At 74.5% G+C, this 19,574-nt stretch carries 17 protein-coding genes; 6 read left to right on the forward strand and 11 right to left on the reverse strand.

Annotation, left to right across the window (positions count from 1 at the left end):
- Positions 1-381: 381 nt before the first annotated feature.
- Positions 382-1,113: a GntR family transcriptional regulator gene (locus K4G22_RS00385; protein ID WP_228077559.1), complete on the reverse strand. Its 732-nt coding sequence runs from the start codon at positions 1,111-1,113 to the stop codon at positions 382-384.
- A gap of 158 nt (positions 1,114-1,271) precedes the next feature.
- Here K4G22_RS00385 and K4G22_RS00390 point away from each other — a divergent pair, with 158 nt between their 5' ends.
- The 3 genes from K4G22_RS00390 (at position 1,272) to K4G22_RS00400 (ending at position 4,644) form a co-directional block, all read left to right on the forward strand.
- Positions 1,272-2,045 carry an SDR family oxidoreductase gene (locus tag K4G22_RS00390; RefSeq protein ID WP_228077560.1) on the forward strand — a complete coding sequence of 258 codons (774 nt, stop codon included), beginning with the start codon at positions 1,272-1,274 and terminating at the stop codon, positions 2,043-2,045.
- 159 nt (positions 2,046-2,204) lie between these two features.
- A complete protein-coding gene (locus K4G22_RS00395; RefSeq protein ID WP_228077561.1) occupies positions 2,205-2,858 on the forward strand; it encodes a GNAT family N-acetyltransferase in 654 nt (217 codons plus the stop codon).
- 106 nt (positions 2,859-2,964) lie between these two features.
- Positions 2,965-4,644, forward strand: coding sequence for a DUF885 domain-containing protein (locus tag K4G22_RS00400; RefSeq protein WP_228077562.1), 1,680 nt, complete (start codon positions 2,965-2,967; stop codon positions 4,642-4,644).
- Positions 4,645-4,673: 29 nt separating this feature from the next.
- Here the strand turns inward: K4G22_RS00400 and K4G22_RS00405 are convergent, their stop codons facing one another.
- The 6 genes from K4G22_RS00405 to K4G22_RS00430 all read right to left on the reverse strand — a co-directional run bounded on the left by K4G22_RS00405 (position 4,674) and on the right by K4G22_RS00430 (position 13,603).
- Positions 4,674-7,700 (reverse strand): AAA family ATPase, encoded by a 3,027-nt coding sequence (locus K4G22_RS00405; RefSeq protein ID WP_228077563.1) that lies wholly within the window; start codon positions 7,698-7,700, stop codon positions 4,674-4,676.
- Entirely contained in the window at positions 7,697-8,851 is a 1,155-nt protein-coding gene (locus K4G22_RS00410) for an exonuclease SbcCD subunit D (protein WP_228077564.1), read from the reverse strand. Before K4G22_RS00410 ends, K4G22_RS00405 begins: the two co-directional genes overlap by 4 nt.
- Positions 8,852-8,965: 114 nt before the next feature.
- A complete protein-coding gene (locus K4G22_RS00415; RefSeq protein WP_228077565.1) occupies positions 8,966-10,975 on the reverse strand; it encodes a pectinesterase family protein in 2,010 nt (669 codons plus the stop codon).
- A gap of 87 nt (positions 10,976-11,062) precedes the next feature.
- Positions 11,063-11,695, reverse strand: a complete 633-nt coding sequence (locus tag K4G22_RS00420) for an FMN reductase (protein ID WP_228077566.1) — start codon at positions 11,693-11,695, stop codon at positions 11,063-11,065.
- Positions 11,696-11,766: 71 nt separating this feature from the next.
- Positions 11,767-12,864 (reverse strand): LLM class flavin-dependent oxidoreductase, encoded by a 1,098-nt coding sequence (locus tag K4G22_RS00425; RefSeq protein ID WP_228077567.1) that lies wholly within the window; start codon positions 12,862-12,864, stop codon positions 11,767-11,769.
- A gap of 112 nt (positions 12,865-12,976) precedes the next feature.
- Positions 12,977-13,603: a YigZ family protein gene (locus K4G22_RS00430; RefSeq protein ID WP_228077568.1), complete on the reverse strand. Its 627-nt coding sequence runs from the start codon at positions 13,601-13,603 to the stop codon at positions 12,977-12,979.
- 63 nt (positions 13,604-13,666) lie between these two features.
- On the opposite strand from K4G22_RS00430, the gene K4G22_RS00435 reads away from it, so the two are divergent.
- Entirely contained in the window at positions 13,667-14,080 is a 414-nt protein-coding gene (locus tag K4G22_RS00435) for a CoA-binding protein (protein ID WP_228077569.1), read from the forward strand.
- 22 nt (positions 14,081-14,102) lie between these two features.
- Here the strand turns inward: K4G22_RS00435 and K4G22_RS00440 are convergent, their stop codons facing one another.
- Positions 14,103-15,059 carry a helix-turn-helix domain-containing protein gene (locus K4G22_RS00440; RefSeq protein ID WP_228077570.1) on the reverse strand — a complete coding sequence of 319 codons (957 nt, stop codon included), beginning with the start codon at positions 15,057-15,059 and terminating at the stop codon, positions 14,103-14,105.
- Positions 15,060-15,131: 72 nt separating this feature from the next.
- Between K4G22_RS00440 and K4G22_RS00445 the strand changes: the two genes are divergently transcribed.
- Positions 15,132-15,485, forward strand: coding sequence for a cupin domain-containing protein (locus K4G22_RS00445; RefSeq protein ID WP_228077571.1), 354 nt, complete (start codon positions 15,132-15,134; stop codon positions 15,483-15,485).
- Between the two features lie 14 nt (positions 15,486-15,499).
- Here K4G22_RS00445 and K4G22_RS00450 read toward each other — a convergent pair whose 3' ends face one another.
- Positions 15,500-16,075: a TetR/AcrR family transcriptional regulator gene (locus tag K4G22_RS00450; protein WP_228077572.1), complete on the reverse strand. Its 576-nt coding sequence runs from the start codon at positions 16,073-16,075 to the stop codon at positions 15,500-15,502.
- Positions 16,076-16,200: 125 nt separating this feature from the next.
- On the opposite strand from K4G22_RS00450, the gene K4G22_RS00455 reads away from it, so the two are divergent.
- A complete protein-coding gene (locus K4G22_RS00455) occupies positions 16,201-17,055 on the forward strand; it encodes an NmrA family NAD(P)-binding protein (RefSeq protein ID WP_228077573.1) in 855 nt (284 codons plus the stop codon).
- Positions 17,056-17,119: 64 nt separating this feature from the next.
- Here K4G22_RS00455 and K4G22_RS00460 read toward each other — a convergent pair whose 3' ends face one another.
- Both K4G22_RS00460 and K4G22_RS00465 read right to left on the reverse strand, forming a co-directional pair.
- Positions 17,120-18,337: an ATP-grasp domain-containing protein gene (locus K4G22_RS00460; protein ID WP_228077574.1), complete on the reverse strand. Its 1,218-nt coding sequence runs from the start codon at positions 18,335-18,337 to the stop codon at positions 17,120-17,122.
- On the reverse strand, positions 18,334-19,110 hold the full coding sequence (locus K4G22_RS00465; RefSeq protein ID WP_228077575.1) for a class I SAM-dependent methyltransferase: 777 nt from the start codon (positions 19,108-19,110) through the stop codon (positions 18,334-18,336). The genes K4G22_RS00460 and K4G22_RS00465 overlap by 4 nt, the downstream gene beginning before the upstream one ends.
- Between the last annotated feature and the right edge of the window lie 464 nt (positions 19,111-19,574).

Here is a 19,574-nt window from a genome sequence, read left to right on the forward strand (position 1 = left end):
GAAGCACGGCACCGGCCGGAGGCAGACCGCCAGGCCAAAGCACCCTGTGACTCGGCGCGTTCACGGGCGGAGCCCGGGAGAAACCGCCAGGAGGACGCCGGACAGGCCGGGAGCAGACCTGGCGCGCGCGGCGCCTGAACCGGTCCGGCGGGAGGATCTGCCGTGCGCAGCACGGACGGGCCGGCGGCGACCGGCTCTCGGCCCCGGGCCGGCGGGCCGGCCCGCCGAGGGCGGGCCTGGCGCCGCGCACGCGCGCAGTGGCGAGCCGGTCCCTCGTGCGAAGCACGACGCCCGCCGTGTCCCCGGCCGCCGGGCGGAGCCCGCCGTGCGGAGCGCGAACGGGCCGGTGTCGGTGGGTGGCTTTCCACCCGGCGGAGCCGGTCAGGTGAGGGTCAGGGGCTGGTCGCCGAAGGTGAGGCGGCAGGTGTCGGCGCGGTAGGTGGCGAGGGAGAGGGCCGCGACGCGGCCCGCCGTGGTGTAGCGGGTGGTGACCAGCAGCACCGGGGAGCCGGGGAGCCGGTCCAGGTCCCGGGCCTGCCGCGCGTCGGCGGAGCCCAACTCGACGGCGCGGTCCTGCCCTTCGAGGGGCTGGCGGCGCAGCGCCGCCAGCAGCTCCTCGGCGGTCACCGTCTCGTCGGCCGGCGGCGTGGGCCGTGCGTAGAGCCGCTCGGTCGCCACCGGCTGGCCGTCGGCGACCAGGTCGCGCAGCACCACGGGCAGCAGCCCGGCGGGGTCGACGCCGAGCGGCCCGGCGACGGCGGCCGGTGGTCGGACGAGGGCGCGGCCCGTGACCGTCCACGGGTCGTCGTCGGCGCCGGGCCACGCCTGCCGGGCGGGGCTGACGTCCACTCCGACGCGCGGCGGGGCGACCGTGGTGCCGACGCCACGGCGGCGCTGGAGCCGGCCCTCCAGCTCCAGTTGGTCCAGCGCCTGGCGCAGGGTGGCTCTGGCGACGCCGAACCGGGCGGCGAGGGTGCGTTCGTCCGGCAGCACCTGCCCGACGCTGAACTCCGCGTCCAGCGCGTCGGTGAGCGCGGTGCGCAGCTGCCAGTGCTTGGGCTCGGCCGGCGCCGCGCCCCGCCGGGCCACGGCTCGTCGTGTGGTGGTGCCCACCTGCGCCTCCCCTACCCCGCCGCACCGGCCTGACCTGGACCGGAGCTGGCGGTGATCACCGAACAGGGCCTTTATGAAAGGTTGTTGCGTATCTGGACTTTAGGGTCAGTGCGCACCTTGGTCAAGACCAAGTCCGCCCTATGGCTAGGGTGACGTCCATGAGCGGTGAAGAACGGCGGGCCACGGCGTCGAGGGTGACGGTGGTGACCGGAGGCGGCCGGGGCATCGGCGCCGAGGTGGCGGTCCGGCTGGCCGAGGAGGGCCACGATGTGGCGATCGGCTACCGGAACGACGACGCGTCGGCCGAGGCGGTGGTCGACCGGGTGCGGGCGCTGGGCCGGGCCGCCGTCGCGGTGCGCGGCGAGATCGACGTGGAGGCCGATGTGGAGCGGCTGTTCGCGACGGCGGAGGAGACGCTCGGCCCGGTGAACGGGCTCGTCAGCAACGCGGCGATCACCGGGCCGCTGGGCCGTTTCACGGAGACCCCGCCCGAGGTGATGCGGCGGGTGGTGGAGGTCAACGTGCTGGGTACGCTGTGGTGCGCGCGGCGGGCGGCGCTGGCGATGTCGACGCGGCACGGCGGCGCCGGCGGGGCGATCGTCAACATCTCGTCGGCGGCGGCCACCCTGGGGTCCCCGGGCGAGTACCCGCACTACGCGGCGACCAAGGCCGCCGTGGACAGTCTGACGGTGGGCCTGGCCAAGGAGTTGGCCGTCGAGGGGATCCGGGTGAACTCGGTGCAGCCGGGGTTGATCCTGACCGGGATGCACGCGGCGATGGGCGATCCGGAGCGCCCCTGGCGCGTCGCCGAGCGGATCCCGCTGGGCCGCCCAGGGCGGCCCGACGAGGTGGCGGGGGCGGTGGCCTGGCTGCTGTCGCCGGACGCCTCCTACACCACGGGCGCGGTGCTCCGGGTGTCGGGCGGGCTGTGAGCGGATGGTCTCCCTCCGGTCTCGTTCCGGGCCCTACCTGCGAGTTCTCCGTGACGGCGGTCACAGTCAGGGGGGTTGAGGGGCCCTCGGTGAGGGTCCTTTACCCGTCGGTCACAGCACGTTCGTGACCAGGCAATAACTCGGGACGACAGTGCAGACATGGATGAGTGGGACACTCCGCGACCGACGCTCCGCCTTCCCCGCGCGACACCGCCCGCGCGGGTGAACGGCTACCAGTCGGGACGTGGCTGCCACGCGCCTGGCCTCTCCGCCGCAACCACACGGCACGGCACGGCGCTGACCGAGGCGGCCCTGGCCGGTGGGGAGCGCGTGTGGCTCCGACCGGCGGGGGCCGATGATCTGACGGCGGCTCTGGCGCTGCACCAGCGCTGTTCGCCCGGCACTCTGGCGCGCCGCTACCCGGGTGGCGCCGGCGAGGCCGACGGCTATCTGCGGCATCTGTTGGGGGGACGTCACGGCCGCAGTGTGGCCGCCCAGTTGGCCTCCGGCGAGCTGGTCGGCCTGGGGCATGTGCTGTGGGACGAGGACGAGTCCGAGGTGGCGCTGCTGGTCGCCGACGCCTGGCAGCGGAGGGGCATCGGCGGCGCGCTGCTGCGGACGCTGCTGGCGCTGGCCTGGGCGCGGCGCTGCGCGAGCGTCTACGCGGTCACCGAGGCGTCGAACGCGGCGATGCTGGAGACGATGCGGGCCACCGGGCTGCCGCTCACGCACCACGCCGACGCGGGCAGCCTCGTGGTGTCGGCACGGCTGGCCGACGCGGTGGGCCCGGCCGAGCCGGAGCCGCGGCCCTGAGCCTTGGTGCCGGACTCAGCCGGTGGCCGGGGCCCGTGCGGCGGAGGGTTCCTTCCGGGGTGGGGGGCCTGGTGACGAACGGGCGTCGGCGTACCAGGATGGGGGCATGGCAGACACCAGCAACGTGCTTCCGCGCCAGCTTGCCGACGTCTATGTGGACGAGCTGATCGCACTGGATCCGATCATTGGCACCTATCTCGGCGCCCCCGGGAGTTCCACCCGGCTTCCGGACTACTCACCCCAGGGGCTGGCCGAACAGGCCGAGTTGGCCCGACACACGCTGGCCCGGCTGGCCGAGGCCGAGCGGGCGCCGGGCGCCGACGCCGCGGGCGAGCGGCGCTGCGCGCGGCTGTTGCGGGAGCGGTTGACGGCCGAGTTGGCCGTGCACGAGGCGGGTGAGCAGCTGCGCGCGGTGAGCAGCCTGTTGTCGCCGGTGCACTCGGTGCGTTCGGTGTTCACCATCATGCCGACCGCGACGGCGGCGGACTGGTCGGACATCGCCGCCCGGCTGCGCGCGGTGCCGGCGTCGCTGGCCGGCTATCGGGCGTCGCTGGCCGAGGGGGTGGAGCGGGGGCTGCCGGCCGGTCCGCGCCAGGTGGCGGAGCGGGTGGAGCTGTTGGACGAGTGGCTGTCGCCCGAGGGGAGCTGGTTCGCCGGGTTCGTGGCCCCGGGACCCGAGGCGCTGCGCGCCGAGTTGGACGATGCCGCCGCGCTGGCGACGGGGGCGGTGGCCGAACTCCGGGACTGGCTGCGGGACGTGTACGCCGAGCGGGTGGCCGGGGCGCCCGACGTGGTGGGCCGGGAGCGCTACGCCCGTTGGGCGCGGTACTGGAACGGCACCGATCTGGATCTGGACGAGGCGTATGCCTACGGGTGGTCCGAGTTCCACAGGCTACGCGCGGAGATGGTGCGCGAGGCGGACCGGATCCTGCCCGGTGCCGACCCGTGGGACACGTTGCGGCACCTGGACACCCAGGGCACCGTGGTGGAGGGCGTCGAGGAGGTGCGGGTCTGGCTCCAGCGGCTGATGGACGAGGCGATCGAGCAACTGGACGGCACCCACTTCGAGTTGGCCGATCCGATCAAGCGGGTCGAGGCGATGATCGCGCCGTCGGGCAGCTCGGCCGCGCCCTACTACACCGCCCCTTCCCTGGACTTCTCCCGGCCGGGCCGCACCTGGCTGCCGACCATGGGGCAGACCTCGTTCCCGGTGTACGACCTGGTGTCCACCTGGTACCACGAGGGGGTACCTGGGCACCATCTCCAGCTGGCGCAGTGGGTGCTGGTGGCGGACGAGCTGTCGCGGTACCAGACGACGGTGGGCGGGGTCAGCGCCAACATGGAGGGGTGGGCGCTGTACGCGGAGCGCCTGATGGACGAGTTGGGCTATCTGGACACGGCGGAGACGCGGCTCGGCTATCTGGACTGCCAGATGCTGCGCGCGGTGCGGGTGATCATCGACATCGGGATGCACCTGGAGCTGGAGATCCCGGCGGACGCCCCGTTCCACCCCGGGGAGCGCTGGACGCCTGAGCTGGCCGAGGAGTTCTTCCAGCGGCACAGCGGCCGGCCGCCCGAGTTCGTCGGCAGCGAGCTGGTGCGCTATCTGGGCGCGCCGGGGCAGGCGATCGGCTACAAGCTGGGCGAACGCGCCTGGCTGCGCGGCCGGGACGCGGCCAGGGAGGCCAGGGGCGCCGGCTTCGACGCCAAGAAGTGGCATATGGCGGCGCTTTCGCTCGGCTCGTTGGGCCTGGACGATCTGGTCGCGGAGCTGTCCGCGCTGTAGCGGCGTCGCACCTCCCGCGCGGCGGCCGGTCAGTTGGCGGCGGGAACGGTGTGGTGCCTGACGGTGGAGCCCCGGCGGGTCTTGACCACCTCCAGCTGGCTGGGGACGCGCGCCCGCAGGTCGGGAACATGGCTGACGATGGCGACATGGCGGTCGTGTTCCCGCAACCCGTCCAGCACGTCGAGCACCTCGTCGAGGGACTGTTCGTCGAGGCTGCCGAAGCCCTCGTCGATGAAGAGGGTGTCCAGCCGGCGGCCCCCGGCCTCGGCCGAGACCACATCGGCCAGGCCGAGGGCCAGCGCCAGGGAGACGAAGAACGACTCGCCGCCGGAGAGCGTCGCGGTGTCCCTGGCGCGGCCGGTCCAGGCGTCGAGCACCTTGAGGCCGAGCCCCGAACGGGCCCGGTGGGCGGCCAGGTCGTCGGAGTGGATCAGCGCGTAGCGGCCGGCCGACATGTGGTGCAGCCGTTGGCTGGCGACCTCGGCGACCTGTTCGAGGCGGGCGGCCAGCACATAGGTCTCCAGGCGCATCCGGTACTCGTTGCTCGGCGAGGTGCCGGCGGTGAGCTGGGCGATGCCGGCGATCCGGCGGCTCTCCTCGCGCTGCGGGGCGAGCCGGGCCGTGTCGTCGGCCAACATGGCGCCGAGCGTGTCGAGTTCGGCGCAGCGCTGGCGGGCGCCCGCGTCGGCGGCCGAGGCCGCGCGCAGCCGGTTCGTGGCGGTCTCCAGGGCGGCCAGGGCGGCGTCCGGGTCGGCGGGCGGCCCTTCGGCGGCGGCGGCGCCGCGCGGGTCGTCCAGCGCGGCGGCGACGGCTCCTTCGCGGGCCCGCCACTGGGCCAGGCGCTCCTCGACGGCGCGCTGTTCGGCCGGGCCGCGCCGCGCCGTGGCGGCGGCCTCGGGGTGGGCGAAGCCGGCCGCGTAGGCGGCGTCGGCGAGGGCCGCGTCCGCCCGTTTGCGACGGGCGGCCGTGTCGGCGGCGGCGCCGGCCGCCGCGCCAGCGGCGGCGAGCAGCTCGGCGCGGCGGGCCAGGGCGGCGGCGTGCGCGGCGACGCTGGGCGCGCCGGCGCGGGCGCGGTCGATCTCGGCGGCGAGCGCGGCGTGTTCGGCCGCCAGCACGGCGCGGTGCGCGGCGCGGGCGGCGCGGTCGCGTTCGGCGGCCTGGCGGGCGGCGGTCAGCTCGGCGTGCTCCCGCTCGGCGGCGCCGAGGGCGGCGTGCGCGGCCGGCTCGGCGGCGAACGCCGCGCCGGCCTGGGCGTGTTCGGCGCGGGCGGCGCGCAGCCGCTCGCCGAGCGCGGCGGCGGGCTCGGCGCCCGCCGCCGCGCTGGCCGCCGCGTGCTCGGCGGCGAGGTCGGCCTGCTGCCGCTGGGCGGACTCCCTGGCGGCCTCGGCGGCCCGGTGCGCGGCCTCGGCCGTCTCCTCAGCGGTGTGGTCGACGCGGTCTGCCGGCTCGGGCGCCGGCGCCGGATGGTCGGGCGAGCCGCAGACGGCGCAGGGCTCGCCGGGGGCGAGCTCGGCCGCCAACTCGGCGGCGATGCCGGCGAGTCGGCGGTCCTTGAGGCGCAGCCAGTGTTCGAAGGCGGCGGTGGCCTCCTCGCGGGCGGTGAGGGCGCTCTCGCGCGCGGCGGGAAGCAGCGCGGCGAGCCGGTCCCGCTCGTGGGCGGCGGCCAGCCGGGCCTCGGCCACCGCGACGCGTTCGGCCAGCTCGCTGAGGCGTGCGCCGGCGGCGCTGGCGCGTTCCCTTTCCTGGCGCAGCCGCTCCAGCGTGGCTGGCCAGTCGGCGAGGCGCCGCTCGCTGGCGTCGAGGAGCGCCTGGTCGGCGGTGTCGCGTTCGGCGATGGTGGTCAGTTCGGCGGCGATCAGCTCGGCGCGCCGCTCGGCGGCCTCGGCGGCGGTGAGGGCGCCGAGCCGCTCCCGCACGGCGTGTTCCTCGGCGGCCAGTCGGTCGGCTGGCACGTCGAGGGCCGGCGTGCCGGTGGTGGCGAGGGCGGCGCGGGCGCGGCGTTCGGCGTCGGCCGCCGAGCGGTGTTCGGCGTCGGCCAGCTCCCTGAGCCGGAGCGCGGGCGCCACCAGGTCGGCGGCTCGCGCGTCAGCCAACTCCCGTGTGGCGGCCTCGCGTTCGCCCTGTTGGGCGGCGAGCGCGGCGGCCTGGGCGGTGGCCTCGGCGTACCGCTGCTGGAGGCGGGCGCGCTCCACCGTCTCGGCGTGCTGGAGCTGGGCCCGCGCGTGGGCCTCCTCGGCCGAGGCCAGGGCGCTGCCGGCGACGGTGTGCCGCTCGCGGGCGGCGGAGCGGGCCAGCGCGGCGAACTCCAGGACGCGGTCGGCGAGTTCGGGATCGCCCGGGCCGAGCCCCGCCCAGGGGTGGTCGGCCAGGTCGGGGTGTGGTCCCGCGGCCTGGCGGACCCGGTGGGCGCCGGCCAGCAGCCGTTCGTCACCGGTGCGGACGCGCTCGGCGGCGCGGGCGCGCAGCTCGGCGAGATGCGCCTCGACGGAGGCGAACCTGCGGGTGTCGAAGAGCCGGCCGAGCAGTTTGGCGCGGTCCTCGGCGCTGGAGCGGAGGAAGCGCGCGAAGTCCCCCTGGGGCAGCAGGACCACCTGGCAGAACTGGTCCCTGCTCATGCCGAGCAGATCGCCGACCTCGGCGGCGATCTCCTGGTGGGAGCGGCTGACGGGCTCCCAGTCGCCGCCGGGGGTGCGGCGCTCCCGCAGCAGGGCGCTGGCGCGGTCCCTGGTGGTGCCGGTGCCCTTGCGTTTGGGGCGGAGCTGCTCGGGCCGGCGGGTGATCTCCCATCGGCGGTCGCCGACGGTCAGCTCCAGCACGACCTCCGTCGGGGTGGTTGGGTCGGCGTGGTCGCTGCGCAGGGCCAGGCCGCTGCCCTGGCGGGCGCCGGGCACGGAGCCGTAGAGGGCGTAGGCGACGGCGTCCAGGATGGACGTCTTGCCGGCGCCCGTCGGCCCGTGCAGCAGGAAGAGTCCTGCGGCGGAGAGCCGGTCGAAGTCGACGTGCTGGGTGGCGGCGAACGGGCCGAAGGCGGTGACGGTGAGCCGGTGCAGTCTCAACGCTCGGGCTCCTGGCGGCGGCTGGCGGTCAACGCGGCGCGCAGCGCGGCGCGTTCGGCCCGGTCGGGCCCCTGGCCGCCCCGGACGTGGGCGACGAAGTCCTCGACGATCTGTTGGTCGGTGCGCCCGCCGAGCCGCTCGGCGTAGGAGGCGGGGCCCCGGTCCGCGGGGCGTTCGGGCGCGAAGACCAGGCTGACGGTGTGGGGGAACCGGCCGAGGAGGCGGGCCATGGGCTCCTCCGGGCGGGCCGGGTCGGTGAGGGTGGCCTCCACCCAGGAGTCCTCCCGGTCGCTCAACTCCGGTGCGGTGAGGAGGTGTTCCAGCGGGCCCCGGAGGCGGGCCAGCGGCCGGGGGACGGGCCAGTCGAGGCGGTCGGCCCGCACCGCTCCCGCCGCGTCGAGGTCGACCAGCCACATGCTCTTGCGGTGGCCGGCCTCGGAGAAGGAGTAGGCCAGGGGGGAGCCGGAGTAGCGGACCCGGTCGGTGAGGGTCTGGCAGCCGTGCAGATGGCCGAGCGCGGCGTAGTGGACGCCGGCGAAGGTGTCCACGGGCACCGACTGGACGCCGCCGACGGTGATGTCCCGTTCGCTGTCGGAGGGTTGGCCGCCGGTCACGAAGGCGTGGGCCAGCACCACGCAGCGGGTGCCGGCGGGGCGGGTGGCCAGATCGGCGCGGACCCGCTCCATCGCGGCGCCGAGCACGGCGGCGTGCCGGGGTTTGGCGACGCCGAACGACTCGCGGACCAGGGTGGGTTCGAGATAGGGCAGGCCGTAGAGCGCGACCTCGCCGTGCGCGTCGTGGAGCAGCGCGGGGGTGGCGCAGTCCTCGGGGCGGGTGCGCAGATGGATGCCGGCGCGCTCCAGCAGCCGGCCGCCGACGCCCAGGCGGTGCGGCGAGTCGTGGTTCCCGGAGATCATCACCGTGGGCACGCCGTGCGCGGCGAGCCGGTGCAGCGTGTCGTCGAAGAGCCGCACGGCGGAGAGCGGGGGCACGGCGCGGTCGTAGATGTCCCCGGCGACCAGCACCGCGTCGACCCGTTCGGCGACGGCGGTCTCCACCAGGTGGTCGAGGAACGCCTCCTGGTGCGCGAGGAGGCCGACCCGGTGGAAGGAGCGGCCCAGATGCCAGTCCGAGGTGTGCAGCAGCCGCACCGTCGCGCCACCTCCCGTCGGTCACCGGGCCGGCCCCGGTGGGATGTCACTCAGTGTGCCACCGGGGTCCGACAGTGGTGCGCGCGGGCCGAACGACGGGGGTGGTCAGGGGGGTCAGGGCGTCCAGTCGCCCAGCCAGCGTTCGGCGGTGTGGTCGGCGGCCTCCTCGTCCGTCAGCTGCGGCCGGTCCTCGCCGGCGTCGCCGGAGCCGGGGCCGCCGTTGCGGTACTCGGCGAAGCGGGCGCCCTGCCAGGGGAAGCCGCTCATGTCGGTCCAGGGCGCGGTGCGGACGGCCGGGCCCAACTCGCTGTCCCTGACGACGGTCTGCGGGTGCAGCGCGGCGTCGCCGCCGGCGTACCAGGGGCGTCCGAGGTGGAAGGTGCCCGCGTCCACGTCGCCGGTGATCCGGCTGTCGGTGATCAGGAACCCGGCGTGCTCGGCGACGGTGGAGGGCGCGGTGACATAGCCGCCGGACGAGCCGTCGGGGCGGGTGGTCACCTCGATGTCGGTGTCGCTGATCACGGCGGTGGCGCGGCCGAAGACGAAGTCGACGTTGCCCCTGACGACCGATCCGGTCAGCAGTACGCGCCCCTCGACGCCCTTGCTCCTGGTGTCCAACAGCAGGGTGTCCTGGTCGCCTTCGGCCACGATGTCGCTCAGCAGCACCCGGTCGGCCGCCGTGCGCAGGGCGACGGCCTGGTGGCCCGGCTGGTCGGCGTGGGCGAGTTCGTCGAAGTCGTTGGCGAAGGTGAGGCGGTGGGCCTGGAAGTCGTCGGCCTCGACGGTGAAGGTGGCGCTGCCGGAGGTGCCGTAGGTGCCGCCGTCCGGCCGTTCGGTGCCGGCCGAGTTGTCGTAGACGACGGTGACGTCGGCGGCCGAGTCGCCGAGGCCGACCAGCCGCAGGTGCGGCCGGTCCCGGGGCACGAGCACGGTCTCGCGGTAGACGCCCGGCTGGACGCCGATGGTGAACGGGGCGTCGCTGTCCGGCGGCACGGCGGCGACGGCCGAGGCCACGGTGGTGTGGTCGCCGCTGCCGTCGGCGGCCACCACCAGATCGGGCTCGTCGGCGACGGGCACGGTGGTGCCGAGGTCGGCCCTGGGGCCGGTGCCGGCGCGCAGCAGGGCGGGGACGTCCTCGGCCGGGTCGAGGGTGTAGTCGTAGAACGCGCCGGGGTCGAAGCCCTCGCCCTGGGTCTCGGCCCTTCCGGTGGTGTTCCGCAACACGCTGCCGCGTTCGACGAGTTGGGCGTCCGGGTCGGGGAAGTAGGGGTCGTGCACGTTCTCGAAGTAGCTGTTCTCCAGCACCATGTTGGTGGCGCCGCGCGCCCAGTTGCCGTAGGCGGTCTCCACCTCGCCGGCCGGATCGTCCTGGAGGTAGTTGTTGTAGAGGTGGGCGTGCGCGATGTTGTCGGCGGACGGGTTGCGCTGCTGGGTCTCGTGGAACCAGTTGTGGTGGATGGTGATGTCGGCCGTCACGTTCTCCGTCCAGCCGATGCCGAACGCCTTGTTGTGCTGGCTGAGCTTGTTCCAGGACACGGTGAGGTAGGTGGTGTCCTTGCGGCTGTCGATCAGCCCGTCCTCCATGCGGGTCAGGTGGTTGTGGTCGATCCAGACGTGGTGGGCGCCGTCCAGTTGGATGGCGTCCCAGTCGTTCTCCTTGCCGTCCCACTCGCCGTCGTAGGTGTCGCGGATGGTGAGGTTGCGGATGATGACGTTGTGCACGCCCTCGCCGAGGAAGAAGCCACCCTCGACGATCTCGCCGGCGGTGCCGACGCCGACGATGGTCTTGTCGGAGGCGACGCGGATCTCGGTGCCCTTGTCGGCCAGGGTGATGGGCCCGGCGACCTGGATGGTGTAGGGCTCCTCAGCGGTGGCGTAGCGGACCAGTTCCTCCTCGGTGGTGACGGTGACGGTCTCGCCGTCCCGGCCGCCGTAGGTGCCGTTCTGGCCGAGGGCGTCGACGGAGGCGAAGCCGTCCGCCTCGGCCGGCCAGGCGGTGGGCAGGGCGGGGGCGGCGCTGGCCTGTTCGCCGACCGTGCCGACGGCGACCAGGCCGCCGCCGAGCACGGTGAGCGCGGCGAACAGGGTGAGCGGGCGGCGTCGGCGCTGGATGTGGGGAGTCAACGGCGGTCCAATCTCGCGTGGGGGAACTCCCCCCCTGGTGGCCGCCGAACCGCCGAAGGTTGCCGCCGGTGTCCCTCGTCCGCCGCCCTACTCGACGCGCAGCGCCGCGAGTTGCTCGGCGAACGGGGTGACCGCCGCCTCCTCCTCGCCGCTTTCGATCGCCGGGGGCGCGGCGCCGGCCAGCGCGGCGAGTTCGCGGGCGGCGCGGTCGATCCGGGTGGGCAGGGTGTCGGTCAGCGGGTCGCCGTTCCCGCCCCAGTCCTCGGCCGCCGCGAACACCGCCGTCGGGACGACGGTGGTCCGCAGATGGGCGAAGAGGGGGCGCATCGCGTACTCCAGGGCCAGCGAGTGCCGCGCCGTGCCGCCGGTGGCGGCGATCAGCACCGGCTTGCCGACCAGCGAGGCGGGTTCGAACAGGTCGAAGAACGACTTGAACAGCCCGCTGTAGGAGGCGGCGAAGACGGGCGTCACCGCGATCACGGCGTCCGCCGACAGCACGGCGTCGACGGCCGCGCGCAGCGGGGGCGCGGGAAAGCCGGTGACCAGGTTGCCCGCGATGTCGGTGGCCAGGTCGCGGAGTTCGACGACCCGGGTCTCCGTCTCCCGCTCGTCGCCCGTCAGATGGCGGCCGGTCGCCTCGGCGAGCCGGTCGGCCAGCAGGCGGGTGGACGAGGGCTGGCTGAGCCCGGCCGAGACCACCACCAGGTTCCGCGACGTCATGATGCCTGACTCCTTGTCGATAGGTCGCCGTTCCTGGACGGCGTCGGGTGCGGGAACGTCCGGCCGTCCGCTCAGGCCGGGCTGGCGGCGGCGTCCTGGCGCGCCCTGGCGACCCGCGCCTCGTGGGTGGGCCCCTGGGGCACGTCGGCCGGACGCCCTGCGGCGAACTCGCGGCGCAGCACGGGGACGATCTCCTCGCCGAGGAGGTCGAGCTGCTCCAGCACGGTCTTCAGCGGCAGCCCGGCGTGGTCCATCAGGAACAGCTGGCGCTGGTAGTCGCCGAAGGACTCCCGGAAGGCGAGCGTCTTCTCGATCGCCTCCTGCGGGCTGCCCACGGTCAGCGGGGTCTGCTCGGTGAACTCCTCCAACGAGGGGCCGTGCCCGTAGACCGGCGCGTTGTCGAAGTACGGGCGGAACTCGCGGACCGCGTCCTGGGAGTTCTTCCGGACGAACAGCTGCCCGCCCAGGCCGACCATCGCCTGCTCGGGGGTGCCGTGCCCGTAGTGGGCGTAGCGCTCGCGGTAGAGGCCGATCAGCTGCTGGAAGTGCTCCTTGGGCCAGAAGATGTTGTTGGCGAAGAAGCCGTCGCCGTAGTAGGCGGCCTGTTCGGCGATCTCCGGGCTGCGGATGGAGCCGTGCCAGACGAACGGCGGCACGCCGTCCAGCGGCCTGGGCGTGGCGGTGAAGCTCTGGAGCGGGCTGCGGAAGCGGCCCTTCCAGTCCACCACGTCCTCGCGCCACAGCTGGTGCAGTAGCGCGTAGTTCTCGATGGCCAGCGGGATGCCCTGGCGGATGTCCTGGCCGAACCAGGGGTAGACGGGCCCGGTGTTGCCCCGGCCGAGCATCAGGTCCACCCGGCCGTCGGCCAGGTGCTGGAGCATCGCGAAGTCCTCGGCGATCTTCACCGGGTCGTTGGTGGTGATCAGCGTGGTGGAGGTGGAGAGGATGAGCCGCTCGGTGCGCGCCGCGATCCACCCCAGCAGGGTGGTGGGCGACGAGGGGACGAACGGCGGGTTGTGGTGCTCGCCGGTGGCGAACACGTCCAGGCCGACCTCCTCGGCCTTCTGCGCGATGGCCACCATCGCCTTGATCCGCTCGTGCTCGGACGGCGTCCTGCCGGTGGTCGGGTCGGGGGTCACATCACCGACGGTGAAGACTCCGAACTGCATCGCACCCACCTCACTTAGTTGACCGTTCAACTTATCTGGGCAACCGTATCCCCTGCCGGACTATTCCGGACGACCGAGTACCCCCTTTGGCCCGGACCCCGGCTTCCTCGGCTCAGACCGCGTCCGTCGTGTCCGCCCCCAGCTCCAGCCGGGCGGCGCCCGCCGTGGCCCCGGCCAGCCAGGAGGCGAAGGAGTCGAGGTCGCCGGCCGGCAGCGCGAGCGCGATGGCGACCTCGGCGCCATAGGAGACGGAGCGCACCTGATGGCCCAGCGCCCGCAGCTCGTTCTCCAGCCGGCCGGCCCGACCGTGGTCCACGGTGACCAGCGCGGACCGCAGCCGGCGCCTGGTGACCGTGCCCTGGGCGTCCAGGGCGGCGCCGACCGCGCCGCCGTAGGCACGGATCAACCCGCCGGCGCCCAGCTTGGTACCGCCGAAGTACCGGGTCACCACCGCGACCACACAGCGCACCTCGCGCCGCAGCAGCATGCCCAGCATGGGCTGACCCGCCGTACCGCCCGGCTCCCCGTCGTCAAAGGCGCGCCGCACGGAGGCATCGGCACCGATCACATAGGCATAGCAGTGGTGACTGGCTGTGGGGTGCCGCTCCCTGATCCGCCCGACGAACCGCTGGGCGTCCTCCTCGGTGGGGGCCGGCGCCAGGGCGCACAGGAAGCGCGAACGGTTGACCTCGGTCTCGTGCTCACCCTCGGCGGCCACCGTCAGATAGTGGTCAGGCATCCGCCAAGACTAGGGACTCGGCGGTCGGGGAATGCGGCCGGTGGGCGCCGCCGTTGAGCGGGCATGTACGGAGACCAGGAAACCGTCCGCAGGATTCTGACCGAGACCGGCCCCACCTGGGCCGTCGTGGGGCTGTCCGACAATCCGGCGCGCGCCGCCTACGGGGTGGCCACCACGCTCCAACGGTTCGGCAAGCGCGTGGTGCCGGTGCACCCCAGGGCCGAGACGGTGCACGGCGAACCCGGCTATGCCACGTTGGCCGACATCCCGTTCCCGGTGGACGTGGTGGACGTCTTCGTGAACAGCGCGCTCGCCGGGGAGGTCGCCGACCAGGCCGTGGCCATCGGCGCCAGGGCCGTGTGGTTCCAGCTCGGCGTGCTCGACGAGGCCGCCTACGCCCGCACCCTGGCGGCCGGCCTGGAGATGGTGATGGACCGCTGCCCGGCGATCGAGCTGGCCGCCCCCGAGTACCGGTAGCGCGCGGCCGGCGGGGCGGCGCCTACCGGCCGCCGAACGTCCGCCGGTAGGCGCCGGGCGTGACGCCGTAGGCGGTGCGGAAGCGGCGGCGCAGGTTCACCGCGGACGACAGGCCGACCCGGGTGGCGACGGCCTCCACCGGGAGGTCGGTGCGCTCCAGCAACCCCCGGGCGGCGTCCAGGCGTTGGGCGAGCAGCCACTGCCCCGGGCTGGTCCCCAGCTGCTCCAGGAAGCGACGCGTCAGGGTGCGCCCCGACAGGCCGGCGCGCGCGGCCAGCGCCTCGACGGTCAGCGGCGTGCCGAGCCGCGCGACGGCCCACTCCAGCAGCGGCGCGAGCGACGCGTCCGCCCGGGGGCGGGCGTCGTCGGCCCGCACGGCGTACTGGAGTTGGCTGCCCTCGCGGTGCGGCGGCAGCACCATGCTGCGGGCGATCCGCGCGGCGTACGCCGCGCCGTGGTCGGCGCGGACCAGATGGAGGCAGAGGTCGATGCCGGCTCCGCTGCCCGCGCTGGTGGCGACATCGCCGTGGTCGACGTAGAGCACGTCCGCGTCCACCGTCACCCGGGGGAAGTCGGCGGCCAGTTGGGCCGTGCGCCCCCAGTGGGTGGTGGCCGAGCGGCCGTCGAGCAGCCCGGCCCTGGCCAGCACGAAGGCGCCGGTGCAGATCGAGACCAGCCGCGCGCCCCTGGCGTGCGCGGCGCGCAGCGCGTCGAGGACCTCGGCGGGGACGTCGCCACCGACCGGGTGCCAGCCGGGCACGACGACGGTGTCAGCCTCGCGCAGGGCGTCGAGGCCGTGCTCGACGACCAGCGCGGGGCCCACCGTGGCCCGCAGCGGACCGGGGCGGCTCGCGCAGACGGAGAAGGCGTAGTGCGGCGTGAGGCCCGGCCGCTCGACCCCGAAGACCTCGGCCGCACAGGCGAGTTCGAACGGCGACTGCGGCTCGTTGAGCAGCGCGACCACCCGGTGGCTCGTCATGGCACGAATGTACCCGATGATGTCTTTCCAGACTCTGCCGAGCCCGGGTCGCGCCACGGCACCGTGGGGCTCATGACCGAACAGACCGAACAGACCGAACAGCCGACGACCACCGCGGGGAAGACCAGCCTCCGGGTCGACGACGTCGAGCCGCTTGAGGTCGCTCCCGGCATCCTGCGCCGCCGGCTGGGCCGCACGCCCTACGCCAGCGGCTGGTTGATCGACTTCGCCCCTGGCACCGAGTGGCCCGAGGTGGATGTGCACGCCACCGAGGAGCGGTACTTCGTGCTGAGCGGCGAGGTGATCGACGGCGGCGAGCGGCACGGCCCCGGCACCTATGTCGTCTTCGAGCCCGGCAGCCGCCACCGGCCGCGCACCGAGTTGGGCGCGCGGATGCTCGGCCTCACCGTGCTGGGCCGGCCGTAGGGACGCGGCGCCGGTCAGCCCGGCACCAGGCCGGCGATCAGCAGTCCGGTCAGATGCTCGGCCCTGGCCTCGTCCCGGGTCTGGCCGCGCAGCCAGGAGGCGGCGCTGATCACGGCGAAGACGTCGTCGGGTGAGACGTCCGCGCCGACCACGCCGGCGGCGCGGGCACGGTCGACCAGCGCGGCGCCAACCGTGGACATCCGGTGGCAGGCCGCGTGCAGCGCCGAGGTCTCGTCGTCCAGGCTGCCGAGCAGTTGCCCCGCGAGCCCGCTGTAGGTGGCGCCGTGCGCGGCGACGGCCGTCATCCAGCGGGCCAGCGCCTCCCCGGGCGGGATCGCGGCGTCGGCGAGCAGCGCGTCGCCGAGGGCGTGCACGGCGTCCTGCCGGTCCTCCAGCAGCGCCAGCAACAGGGCGCGGCGGGAGGGGAAGTGCGCGTAGAGCGTGCCGATGGCGACGCCCGCGCCCCGGGCGACGCGCTCCAGCGACGCCTCGGTGCCCTGCTCCTGGAACACGGTCTCCGCCTGGGCGAGCAGCCGGGCGCGGTTGCGCTCCGCATCGGCCCGCCTGCGGCGGGTGGGGGTCTCCGACATAACTTGAGGGGTCCTCGGGTTATTCGTAGGGTGCTTCTTGAGGGGCTCTCACTTTATGCCGGTCCGCGCCCCAGGGCTCCCCCATGCCCGGGGAGCCGGACCGGCGTTGGCCTTCGGGAGGTCGGATGATTCTGGTGACGGGTGCCACGGGCACCATCGGCGGGCCGCTGGTGCGGATCCTCGCCGAGGCGGGGGCGCCCTTCCGCGCCCTGGTGCGCGACGAGGCGAAGGGCCGCGCGCTCGGTTGCCCCTTCGTCGTCGGCGATCTGGACGATCCCGCGTCGCTGCCGCCCGCCTTCGAGGGCGTGGACCGGCTGCTGCTGAACGGCCCCGGCGCGCTGCCGGTCGCCGGGCGCCAGCCGATGATCGCCCAGCAGGGCGCCGCCATCGAGGCGGCGCTGGCCGCCGGCGTCTCCCGGGTGGTCAAGATCTCGGCCTGGCGACCGTCGCCGGACGCGCGCCTGTCGCCGCTGGCCCACTGGGAGATCGAACGCCACCTGGCCGACTCGGGCCTGCCCTGGGCCACCCTCCAACCGACGGGCTTCTACCAGAACTTCGACAACGGGGCCGGTGGGCTCGTCCGGAACGGCGCGGTGACCGGCCCCTACGGGGACGGCCGGGTGGCGTACATCGACGCGGCGGACATCGCCGCGTGCGCCGCCGCGCTGCTGACCGGCGAACGGGGCGCGGTGGCGCCGGGCGCCGGGGTCGCCTACCCGCTGACCGGGCCGCTGGCCCTGTCGCACGCCGAGATCGCCGACGCGCTGGGGGTGGCCTTCCACGACCAGACTCCCTCGGTCGCGGGGGCCGAACTGCGCGCCGGCGGCCTGCCCGCCTGGTTCGTCGATGACCTGCTGTGGCTCTACGCGGACCTGGCCGCCGGGGGGATGTCCGAGGTCACCACGGCCGTCAGAGAGCTGACCGGCCACGAGCCCCGCTCCCTCACCGCCTACCTGCGTGCGCGGACCCCCACGGGGTGAGGGCCACGGGCCGCTGCCCCCGCCGGGCAGGGCGCCGGCCACCGGCCGGCGCACCTCACCGGGGTCATGGGGTGATCAGCGGGGTGATCGAGCCGGCCGCGCTCAGCGCCCGGTGCAGGGCGAGTTCGGCCGTGGCGCCCTCGGTCAACAGGATGCCGCTGCACCCCCGTTGGTCGGTCAGATGCCGCACCACGTCCCCCAGGGCCAGCGTCGGGTACCACTCGGGGGAGCCGGGGAAGGCGGCCAGACCGTCGAGCCCCGACCAGCCGGTGAGGGTGCCGGGGCGGTCCGGGTAGACGAGCGCGAACGCGGTGGCCGGCCCGGTGCGTTCGGGGCCGTCGAGCAGGCCGGGGCGCCGGCCGAGCGTGGTGTCCACCAGCGCCTCGTAGACGTTGGTGGCCAGGGCGCGGCAGAGCGCCTCGCCGACCAGCGCGCCGCCGATGCGCCGGTTGATCTCCACCAGCTCCGGCCCCTCGGCGGTGAGGACGAACTCCACATGGGCGAAGCCCTCGCGGTGGCCGGCCGCCGCCAGCAGGCGGCGCACCCAGTCCTCGATGGCGCGCTCCTGGTCGGGCGGCAGGGCCACGGGGAAGGACGCCACCTCCTCGCGCACCGCCGGCGGGGGCGACAGCTGCCGGCTGAGGACGCCCAGGAGCCGGGTCTCCCCGCCCCAGCCGACGGTCTCCGCGCTGTACACGGGGCCCGGCACATAGGTCTCGGCGAAGAGGCCGCCGGTCAGCGCCTGTTGGCCGGCCTCGGCCAGCGCCCGGTCGAGCCCCGCCCGGTCCCGCACCAGCCACACGTTGCGGGACGAGGTGCCGGCCGAGTCCTTGAGGACGGCCGGCAGGCCGATCTCGCGCAGCACCGCCGGCGCCGCGTGGGGGCCCGGCTCCACCGGGACCGCCAGGACCCGGCCGAGGCCGCGTTCGGCGAGCAGTCGACGGACCCGCAGCTTGTCGCGGAGCAGCCGGACCCCGTCGGGCTCCGGCCCGGGGAGGCCGAACTCGGCGGCCAGTTCGGCGGCCGGGACGCTCCAGCCGTCCGTGGAGTTGACCAGCCCCACCAGGTCGGGGACGGCGCGCAGCGCGGCCCGGCAGGCGGCCTGGTCGCGGGTGTCGACGTCGACGATGTCCAGGGCGTCCGGCGGCAGTCGGGCCAGCTCGTGGCGGTAGATGGCGCGGGCCCCGGTGAGCAGCACGAACCGGTGCCCGGCCCCGGCCACCGCCTCGACGGTGTTGACCAGTCCGAAGCTCAGGGTCTCCAGGGCGGCGATGGTGGTCATGCGTCTTCTCGCTTCCGCTCGTCGCCGGTCGGCCCACCGGGCCTGACGCCGCGCACGATCAGCCGGCGGGCGCGCTGGTCGTAGGGGGAGAGGTCGAAGTCGCCATGGCAACTGACCTCGGTGAAGCCGGCGTTCTCGAAGAGCGCGCGCAACTCGGCCGCGCTGTACAGCTGGGAGGTGATCGACGCCTCGCGGGCGGTGGCGCCCCGCACGAGCGTCCAGTCGGTGCGCAGCCGTGTCCAGTCGTCCAACACCGTGTCCCGTTGCACCACATACGCGTCGTCCAACTCGACGACCTGGGGCCGTCCGATCCAGCCGGCCAGCACCTCCTTGCCCATCAGGTCGATCACCAACTCGCCGCCGGGCACCAGCGAGGCGTACGCGTTGCGCAGCACCCGCAGGTTGTCCTCGGGGGCGTCGAAGTAGCCGAAGGAGGTGAAAACGTTGAGCACCACGTCGTAGCTCTCCGGCTCCACATGGGTCAGCATGTCGCCCTGGACCAGCCGGACCTGGACGCCGGCGGCGGCGCAGGCGGCGCGGGCGCGGTCCAGCATCGCGGGGCTGAGGTCGAGCCCGGTGACCCGGCAGCCGGCGCGCGCCAGCGGCACCGCGTAGAGCGCGGGCCCGCAGGCCAGGTCCAACACCCGGGTCCCCGCCGGGTGGTCGAACAGCGGGGACCCCTCGACCAGTTCGGCGATCGCGGCGCGTCGTCGTGGGGGGAACATCACCTCGGAGAAATCGACCCAAAAACCGTCATCCTCGTACCAGTGCATCGGTGGGACACCTCGCTTCCGGTAGCGGCCGGCTCGGAGTGTACCCGGGGGCGGCGGACGGTGAAATAGAGACCTCCCCGGCTGTTCTTCGGAACATGGAAATCCTTTACCCGACGGAGGCGTACCGGCCGCGGCGCGGGGGAACACGCGACGGCGGAACGGGAAATCCGCCGGGGTCGCACTCGCCTCGCTTTTGGTTCCGGAACAGAAACCTTCCGGTACCGCGCCGACCGGGAAATCCGGCCGCCGACCGGCGGGTCGAACGGCCAGCGACCACCGGCCAGGCGCAGGGTGCAGCGGCCTTTCACTTGAGAAGTCGGCAGCCGCGACAGGTAAGTTCCCGGCACTCCGCAATGCGTTTTCGGATGACGAAAATCCTGCCGCACATATCGTCACCCGAACCGCGCGATGTCACCATGGTCGTGTCATGGAACCTGGCCGGACGTTGCGCGCCACGAGAGCCA

The sequence above is a fragment of the Streptomyces profundus genome (assembly GCF_020740535.1).
GTDB classification, from domain to species: Bacteria; Actinomycetota; Actinomycetes; order Streptomycetales; family Streptomycetaceae; genus Streptomyces; species Streptomyces profundus.